General features: G+C 68.8%; 8 protein-coding genes. 1 reads left to right on the forward strand and 7 read right to left on the reverse strand.

The annotated features are described in order from the left end of the window. A partial coding sequence (locus G4D87_RS27805; protein WP_163785663.1) for an alcohol dehydrogenase catalytic domain-containing protein occupies positions 1-453 on the reverse strand: 453 nt, incomplete at its 3' end. 155 nt (positions 454-608) lie between these two features. Here G4D87_RS27805 and G4D87_RS27810 point away from each other — a divergent pair. After that, positions 609-1,610: a lipase family protein gene (locus G4D87_RS27810; protein ID WP_205507748.1), complete on the forward strand. Its 1,002-nt coding sequence runs from the start codon at positions 609-611 to the stop codon at positions 1,608-1,610. Between the two features lie 59 nt (positions 1,611-1,669). On the opposite strand, the gene G4D87_RS27815 is transcribed toward G4D87_RS27810, so the two are convergent. From G4D87_RS27815 to G4D87_RS27840, 6 genes are all read right to left on the reverse strand, one after another. Then, complete coding sequence (locus G4D87_RS27815) at positions 1,670-2,860, reverse strand: alpha/beta fold hydrolase (protein ID WP_163785666.1); 1,191 nt, start codon at positions 2,858-2,860, stop codon at positions 1,670-1,672. Positions 2,861-2,862: 2 nt separating this feature from the next. Next, positions 2,863-4,524 (reverse strand): hypothetical protein, encoded by a 1,662-nt coding sequence (locus G4D87_RS27820; RefSeq protein WP_163785668.1) that lies wholly within the window; start codon positions 4,522-4,524, stop codon positions 2,863-2,865. Positions 4,525-4,683: 159 nt separating this feature from the next. Next, the gene (locus G4D87_RS27825) at positions 4,684-5,319 is read right to left on the reverse strand and encodes a hypothetical protein (protein WP_163785669.1); all 636 of its coding nucleotides are present in this window, start codon (positions 5,317-5,319) and stop codon (positions 4,684-4,686) included. 103 nt (positions 5,320-5,422) lie between these two features. Continuing rightward, positions 5,423-7,000, reverse strand: coding sequence for an acyl-CoA synthetase (locus G4D87_RS27830; RefSeq protein ID WP_163785671.1), 1,578 nt, complete (start codon positions 6,998-7,000; stop codon positions 5,423-5,425). A gap of 8 nt (positions 7,001-7,008) precedes the next feature. Then, positions 7,009-8,004: a 3-oxoacyl-ACP synthase III family protein gene (locus tag G4D87_RS27835; RefSeq protein WP_163785673.1), complete on the reverse strand. Its 996-nt coding sequence runs from the start codon at positions 8,002-8,004 to the stop codon at positions 7,009-7,011. Between the two features lie 9 nt (positions 8,005-8,013). Beyond that, entirely contained in the window at positions 8,014-8,751 is a 738-nt protein-coding gene (locus tag G4D87_RS27840) for a TetR/AcrR family transcriptional regulator (protein WP_163785675.1), read from the reverse strand. Between the last annotated feature and the right edge of the window lie 257 nt (positions 8,752-9,008).

A 9,008-nucleotide genomic window follows, 5' to 3' on the forward strand; every position in this document is an offset into this window, starting at 1 on the left:
GTGCACCAGCACATGGGCGCCCGGGCGCGGGTGCGCCAGCTCGAAGAGCGCGTAGTACGCGGTGAGGAACACCGTGGGGAACCCCGCGGCCTGCTCCATGCTCAGCCGCGCGGGCACGGTGAACACCTGGTGACGGGGCACGGTGACGTGGGTGGCGTACCCACCAAAGCGAGTCACACCGAACACCCGCGCGCCAGGCGCCAGGTCCGCCACCCCTTCGCCCACGGCCTCCACCCGGCCGGCGAACTCGAAGCCCGGGGTGATGGGCCACCCCACGTACTCCTTCGCGGAGGCGTACAGCCCCATGCGGATGACGCAGTCCGCATAGTTCACCCCGATGGCCTCGGTGGCCACCCGGACCTCCCCGACTCCAGGTGAAACCTGATTCACCTCTTCAAGGTGGAGCTGCCCGTACCCACCGGCTTTCCGGATGACGACCTTGCGTGAGCGCATACCCCGTTGAGTACCACGCGACGCAGCGCGACAACGTCCGTGCACGTCCAGACGACGGAAGACGCTCGCGGGAGATGTCTCTAGACTGTGTATCGCGCTCGAGGACACTTCCTGTTCCGGACGCGCTCTCCAAAAACAAACAGAGGAGCATGCCCATGCGTCTGAGGCCTTCGCTGTATCTCGCGAGCACGCTGCTGCTTGGCATCACCACCGGCTGCGGCGAGGAGCTCGCGCCCCACGAGGAGGCGCTGGGCGCGGTGGAGGCCGCGGCGGTCTCCACCTCCGGCGCCACCACGCACTTCCGCAACTGGCTGTCGTCCAACGGCTACAACAGCTACGACTTCGTCCGCGCGGACCTCAAGGGCGGAAGCTACGGCGGCAAGGCCAGCGCCTCCGACACCGTGACGAAGCAGCCCGTCATCTTCATCCACGGCAACTCGGACAAGGCGGTGGGCTCGGGCGTCTTCGGCCAGACGGGCTGGACGAACTCCATCGAGTACTTCCACTCGCGGGGCTACAAGACGAGCGAGCTGTACGCGACGACGTGGGGCCCGGCCAACGCGCTCCAGTCCGCGAACCAGTACCACTCCAAGCAGAACGTGATGAAGGTGCGCAAGTTCATCGAGGCGGTGAAGGCGTACACCGGCGCCTCGAAGGTGGACATCATCACCCACTCCATGGGCGTGACGCTGGCGCGCAAGGCCATCCTCGGCGGCACGGCCCACGACGCGGCGGACGGCGGCAGCTACAACGTGGGCGCGCCGCTCACGTCCTCGGTGGACACCTTCGTCGGCATCGCCGGCGCCAACCTGGGCCTGACGTCTTGTTATCTGTCCGGTCCGTCGACGCCCACCTGCGGCTCCACCAATGGCCTGTACCCGGGCTACCTCTACTGGGGCAGCGTCACCGGCCGCTCAGCGTACCTCAATGACCTGCGCTCCAGGAGCGGCTACGAGGGCGCCTACCGCTACACCATCTACTCCACGGCGGACGAAATCATCGGCTACGACGGCATCGTCTACGGCGAGTACACGTCGCGCATCCCCGGGCAGACGGGCGAGAAGCGCTACACCGGCTACCCCTACGGCCACTTCAACTCGAAGGACCTGACGGAGGCGGTCCAGTACGGCATGGTGGTCAACCACACCATCCCGTAACCGGCTCCGCGCAGGCACCTCCACCCTTGCGAACGGGTGGAGGTGCACCGGGCCGCGCGCTACGGCTGGGGCAGCACGCCCGGCGTCGGCTCGCCTTCCTGGCCCGGCGTGGGCGGAGGCAGGCTCTGCGGCATGAGCGGCTCGGATGCCGGTGCGGGCGGAGACTCCGGCTGTGGCGCCGCCTCCTTCGCGGGCGCGGACGGCACCTCGATGCGCTCCGCCGCCACGTCGCGGACGAAGGCGAAGGCCGCCTCGTTGAAGCGCTCCGCGCAGTCGAGCTGCACCGTGTGCCCGCACCCCTCCAGCGCCACCAGCTTCGCGCCGGGGATGTGAGACGCGCCGTACTCCATGACGCCGCGCGCCTCGCCGCCGTGGAGGAAGGGGCTGGGGATGAGCCGGTCATCCGTGCCGTAGATGATGACGGTGGGCACGGTGACGCGGTGCAGGTTTCCACGCACGAAGTCGTTGTTGGACAGGCCCCGCACCGTGCGCACGTTGGCGTAGGCGTAGGCGTCGAACTCGGGCGACTTCGCCAGCCGCACGCGCTCCTCAATCAGCCACTCCAGCTCTGGCCGCCAGTGCATGAAATTGCCCTGGCGCACGCTGCCCCAGATGCTGGCCTCCGGCGCGGTCTTGATGAACTCGGAGCTCATCACCCGCGCGAACCACTCCTTCTCCCGCCAGCTGAACTTCTCGAAGCCGGCGGGCGACGCCAGCACCAGCCCGCTGAGCGACGCCGGGTAGCGGATGGCGAAGGAGAGCGACGTCTGCCCGCCCATGGAGTGGCCGGCGAGCACGGGCGTGTCCAGGCCCAGGGTGTCCACCAGCTCCAGCACCGCGTCCGCCATGGCCTCCATGGTGTACGGGAAGCTGCCGGGCTTGTCGGACTTGCCGTAGCCGGGCAGGTCCACCGCGATGACGCGGTAGCCCTGCTGCTGGAAGGCGTCCAGCTGCGCCCGCCAGAACTTCAGGTACGAACCCAGGCCGTGGATGAAGACGACGGCCTTCGCGTCCGGGCCGCTGCCGGGCATGTCCACGTAGGCCATTTCGGGCACCACGGCCATGCCGTACTGGTTCGCGGTGCGAGGCAGCGCCAGCCGCTTCACCGGCCAGGGCTGCTTCGAGCCCTCGGAGGAGTAGTCCAGGTCCTGGAAGGAGAGCGCGGGCTGCTGCGCGAACGAGCGCACGCAACCGGCGGAGGAGAGCCCCGCCGCGAGGAGCAGGGCGGTGAATGCGCGGGAGGTGCTCATGGTCAGAACGCGTACCAGGTGAAGGTGGTGAAGACGGAGAAGGGGTTGGTCCGGATGGTGGGCGAGCCCTCGTAGAAGCTGCCCCGGAACAGGTAGCCCGCGTGCAGGCCGGCCGTCATGAGGTAGCGGATGTGGTAGCGCAGCTCCGCGTTGACCTCGGTGCCAATGTACCGGCCGCGCTCGACCTCGGGCGTCCACCGCGCGGGCGTCGCGTCGGAGGTGGCGGTGCCCACGCCCAGCTTGAGGTTCAGCTTGTTGGGCACCATGTCCCACGCCGCGGTGGCGATGGCCGCGCGCATGCCGTAGCCCTGGTTGGAGATGTCCGTCACCGCGCCCGTGTAGTTGTTCACCGTGCTGGTGAACGGGAACAGGATGAGCATCTTGTGGTTGAACCACACCGCGCCCGGCAGGCCGTACTGGTTGAGCGTGAAGGCGCCGGTGTAACGCGAGTCGGAGAGGTCGCTGTCACCGGTGGTGTACATGCCCTCCAGCGTGAGCATGTCCGCGGACCCGCGGCCCCACTGGTACATCAGCTCCAGGTTGGCGGAGAGGCCGGAGATGGTGAGCTCGTCCAGGGCGGAGCGCTCCGGGTCGTCGCTGACGTACTTGCCGCCGTTGTACATGACGAAGCCCGACGCGCCGAACCGGCCCGTGCGGAAGTCGATGTTGTGATTGAAGTTGGCGCCCGCCCAGAAGACGTTGCCCGTGGGCCGCGCGATGTCGAAGCGCGCCGTGCCCGTGAAGGTGTTGAGGCCCGTGGAGGACGGGCCGCTCTTCACCAGGCCCTCGAAGGCGTAGGCGTCCCCCTTCGTCTGGTCGTTGAGGAACCACAGCGACAGGCCCACGTTCGTGTTGGGCCGCACCGGGTACACGTAGTCACCGGTGATGAGCCAGATGTACTTCAGGCGAGGGTCGTTGCGCGTGGCCTTGTCCGCCTGCGCGGAGCCCAGCGGCAGCAGGCTCAGCTTGGCCAGGCCCTTGTAGCCACTGAAGAGGGAGAGGCCCGTGGCATCGCTGCCCAGGAAGCTCATCTTGTAGCCGGTGCGGGTGATGTCCGACAGCGGCGTGCGCGTGGGGTCGTAGACGTTGTCGTAGGCCGGCTGCGTGCCCACCAGCAGCGTCAACTGCCGCGGGTTGCGCGTGGGATACAGCGCGACGTTGACGTTCTTCGTCTGGATGTTGACCTGGTCGGCGTTGAAGCCGCCGCCCTCGTTCTGCTGGAGCGCGTTGGCGGAGCGGCCCCACATGTAGTCGATTTCGAACTGGGCCCGGAAGGAGGCCAGCCCGTCCACGAAGTGGGGGCTGTACTCGAGCACCGGAATCCACCGCTGCTCGATGAAGTACGCGGACAGGCCGGGCTCGGCGCGCACCGCGCTCCCCGCGGGCAGGCCAATGGGGCCCAGCGACACGCCGCGGAGGCCGGCCGGGTCACCCACCTGGTTCTGCACCGACACGCGCGTGAAGAAGTAATTGATGAGGCTGAACTCGCGCGGCTTCGCGTCCTCGTCGCGGTTCGCCTCGTCGTTCCACTCACCGAAGTAGAGGCCGGGGACCGGCGTGCTCTGCGCCGCCGCCGGGAGCGACACCCCCGCCAGCACCAACGCCAGGGCTCCCGCGGACCGCCGCGCCGCCCTGCGTGCCTCGGACAACCACCACCGTGCCATAAACACCTCGGCCCCGCGCGCGGGGGCGCTCCCAGCCTTCCGGCCGGACTGCGAACGTCTGCGTGCTCGACTCTTGCGCCCGCGCCACACGGCAACCGCCGGGCGCGGGCCCCACACGGAAGGGAGGAGGAGCACACCTCCCTCCCGGTGGGTTTCACACTAGCTGCCGCTGATGACGTAGCTCTGCACCGCGCTGCCCTCGAACGGACGGCTCTCGCCCCCGATGACCTGGTTCACCGTGGCCGAGCCCACCGCGCCCGCCGCGCAGTTGGCGCCCGTGGCGCCGCCCTCGAAGAAGAGCTCCAGGTCCAGCCGCCGCTGGTCCGCGGAGAACGAGCCGCGGCCCACCTGCCGGAAGCCCGGGAAGGAGAACACGACGTCGAAGCACTCGCCGTCCGCCGACACGTTCTCGATGTTCACGACGGTGGAGGTGAAGGTCAGCGCGTTCTGCGGCAGGTCCGGGTTGCAGGTGCCCGTCTGGCCCGCCTGCGGCGCGCCCTCGATGGTGCCCGGGATGCTGTCCACCCGGAAGTTGCCGCCCTGCACCGACATGGTGACGCTCTGGTAGCACTGCGAGCTGGCGCCGAAGTTGACGTCCTCGCTGAAGCCGTTCGGATGGGTCGGGATGTCGTCCCCGGTCATCGTCAGCGTCTTTCCTTCCAGGAACGTCAGGATGCCCTGCGACGTGCTCAGGTTGGGGGTGTTGTCAGGGCCGTTGTCGATCGGGTCGCTCTCACCACAGCCCACCAGGGACAGCGCAGACGTCATCACCGCGGACAGCAGCATCTTCTTCATGGGGTTGCTCCTCTTCTTCCGGCGGGCATCGCCGGGCTGACGCGACAGTCGACAGGCAGCGAGCCACCGTTGGCGTGGCCCGTCCTTCAAGGTGCGTTCACGCTCAATGACGCGAGCGGTCCCGGTCCGCGGCCACGGCCGCGTCGCGAAGCTCGCGCTTGAGAATCTTTCCGGCCGCGGAGATGGGCAGGCGCTCCAGCAGCTCCACGCGCTTGGGCACCTTGAAGCGCGCCACGCGTCCCCGCAGGTGCTCCAACAGCGCCTCCGACGAAACCTTCCCATCCGGCTTCAACACCACGAAGGCGCGGCCGACCTCGCCCCACTTCTCGTCGGGCACGCCCACCACGGCGCACTGGGCGACGGCGGGGTGCTCGTACAGCGCGGCCTCCAGCTCCAGCGGGTAGATGTTCTCCCCGCCGGAGATGAACATGTCCTTCTTGCGCCCGGCGATGGTGAAGAAGCCGTCCGCGTCCATGCGCGCCAGGTCGCCGGTGTGCAGCCACCCGTCCGGGTCAATGGCCTCGCGCGTGGCGGCCTCGTCCTCGAAGTAGCCGGAGCACATGGAGGGACCCTTGAGGAGCAGCTCGCCCACCTCGCCCGTGGGGACCTCCCGGCCGTCGTCATCCACCAGCTTCGCGGCGATGAAGTAGTTGGGCCGGCCAATGGAGCCCGCCTTCGACACCGCGTACTCCGGCCCCATGCTGAAGAGGCCCGGGCCGAACTCCGTCATCCCGAAGCCTTGCTTGAAGGGCACCGGGTGCACCGCCTGCCACGCTTGGATGAGCGGCACCGGCAGCGCCGCGCCACCGCTGGTCATGAAGCGCACGGAGGAGAAGTCCGTCGTCTTGAAGCGCGGCGACTCCAGGAGCTGCTGGTACTGCGTGGGCACCGCGAAGAAGAGCGTCACCTGCTCCCGGGGGATGAGGTCCAGCAGCGCCTCCGGCTCCCACCGGCGCATGATGACGACGGTGCCTCCCACGGTGAGCAGCGGCAGCGTGTACACGAGCAATCCGCCCGTGTGGAACATGGGCGTGTGCGTCACCGTGACGTCGCCGGGCCGCACCTCGTGGACCAGCGTGTTGAGCGTGTTCCACGCCACCATGCGGTAGCTGACGCGCGCGCCCTTCGAGCGCCCCGTCGTTCCGCCGGTGAAGATGAGACAGAGGATGTCCTCCTCGGACACCGCGTCCTGCGTCACCGGCGCGCCCGGCACGTGGGCCAGCGCCGCCGCGTAGGCGTCCGCGCCCGGCAGGCCGCGCGGCTCCAGGGCCACCAGCCGGGGACCGCCGCCCAGGCGCTCGCGGACGTCCGCCATGGTGTCGCGGAAGTCGTCGCCGAAGAGGAGCACGCCGGGACGGATGGAGCGCACCAGGTCCGCCAGCTCGGCGGCGTGCAGGCGCCAGTTGAAGGGGACGAAGACGGCGCCAAGCTTCGCGCAGGCGAACAGCGCGTCCAGGTACTCCACGCCGTTGTGGGCCACGAGGCCCACCCGGTCCCCCTTCTTCACGCCGGCCACGTCGCGCAGCCAGCCGCCCAGCGCGGTGGCGCGCGTGTTCATCGCGCGGTAGGTGAAGCGGCCCGCGTCCCCACGGGACGGGTCCACCACCGCGACACTGTCGGGCCAGTACAGGGCGCCACGGCCCATCCAGTCACCGATGAACATGTGAGCGCCCTCCGTCATGGCGTGACTCAGGCCGTCCAGCGGTAGAGGGCGGAGGCCATGGCGAGCCCGCCGCCGCTGGCACACAGGGCCACCAGGTCGCCGCGCTTCACCTTGCCCTGCACCACCGCGTCATCCAGCGTCATCGGGATGCAGGCCGAGCCGGTGTAGCCCCACTTGTCCATGGTGTAGTGGGCCTTCTCCATCGGCTGGCCCAGGATCTTCATGGTCGCTTCGATGGTGCGCAGGTTGAGCTGGGTGAAGACGAACTGCTTCACGTCATCCAGTTGCAGCTTCTGCCGCTTGAGGAGCTGGTCCAGCAGCATGGGCCAGCGCTCGGTGTTGAACGTCGCGGGGAACTTGCGGACGAACTGCACCGCGGGCTTGCCGCCCGTGAGCTCCAGCGACTCGGCGGTGGCCGGGCGGTTCGTCCCGCCGGTGTAGACGCCGAGCGCGTCGTGGTACTCGCCGTTGGCCAGCAGCTTCGCGCCCATGAAGCCGGGCGTGTCACCCGCGCCCAGCACCACCGCGCCCGCGCCGTCCGCGAACAGGGTGGCCGTCTTCTTGTCCTTCCAGTTGATGTAGCGCGACATGCCGTAGGCGCCCACGACGAGGATGCGCTGGTAGCTGTCATCCGCGGCAATCGTCTTGGAGCCCACGTCCAGCGCCGTCACCCAGCCCGCGCACGCGCAGTTGAGATCGTAGGTGCCGGCGTTCACCGCGCCCAGCTTCGCCTGCACCACGGAGGCGGTGGCGGGGCTGAGGTAGTCCGGGGTGTCGGTGGCGATGATGATGAGGTCCAGCGCCTCCGGCTTCGTGCCCGCGCGCTCCAGCGCCTGGCGGGCGGCGCCCACGCAGAGGTCGGAGGTGGCCTGGTCATCCGCCATCATGTGGCGCTCGCGAATGCCCACGTTCTGCTGGAGCCACTCATCCACCTTCTCACCGAGAATCTTCTCGACGTCGGCGTTGGTGAGGACCTTCTCGGGGACGTAGCGGCCAGTGGAGAGAATCTGGGCGTATCGCATGGGTGTTCGTCAGCTCCGGGCGCCGCGCGCCGGTCGGCGGGCGGAACGCAGGGTGTTCTTCTTCGGGGTCTTGGGCTTCGGCTTCGGCTTAGGCTTCGAAGCAGCGGAGGATTTCACGGTGTTGCGGCCCGTGGACGCGCGCGGGTCCAGGCCGTGGGAGATGAGCGTCATCGCGGTGTCGAGCACGCGCTCGAGCCCCGGGTCCTCCTCCCAGAGGACCCAGCGCATGCCGAGGAAATCACTGATGCCCATGAGGCAGTAGGCCAGCGCCTCCGGGTCCATGCGCCGCACCTCGCCCGCCTCCATGGCGCGGGTGAGCCCGCTCACGTAGCCGCGAGCGAAGCGGTCGTAGTAGCGGCGGTAGCACGCCTCATCCACGAACTCCGCCTGGCGCACCACGCGATAGAGATTGGGGTGCTGCCGCACGAACTGGAAGAAGGTGCGCAGTCCCTGGCGCTCCACGTCGACGCGGTGCTCGCAGCCGGTCACGGACTCGGCGATGAGCCGGCGCAGGCGCGTGCCCAGCTCGTCCACGACTTCGACGAAGATGGACTGCTTGTCGGGGAAGTAGACATAGAACGTCCCCAGCGCCACGCCGCCCTTGCGCGTGATGTCCGCGATGGAGGCGCGCTCGTAGCCCTTCTCACCGAAGACCGACTCCGCGGCCTTCAACAGCTTCGCACGCGTCTTCTGGCCTCGCGGCGTGACGGGTCCGGAGCGGTCTGGAGAAGCTGAAGCCCGATTCATGTTTCACCTAGCGGTAGCACCCGGCAAGGAGGGTGTCAAAGCACGGTCGATGGCTCCGCGCGTCAAACCGCACGTCCGACGCACGGCGTCAGCGCTCGTGTCGCGCCAACGACAGAAGAGCCTAGCGTGAATGCGCGCCTCACGCGCCCCGAGTCGCGGCGAGGCACGGAGGTCCCATGCTGGGAGTGCGGCGCGGGCAGGGCGTGCTCCGAGCGGGGGGATGCGCAGGGCGCTTCACGCGGCGACGACTCCCGCGT

Origin of the sequence: Myxococcus vastator (assembly GCF_010894475.1) — a bacterium.
GTDB lineage: Bacteria > Myxococcota > Myxococcia > Myxococcales > Myxococcaceae > Myxococcus > Myxococcus vastator.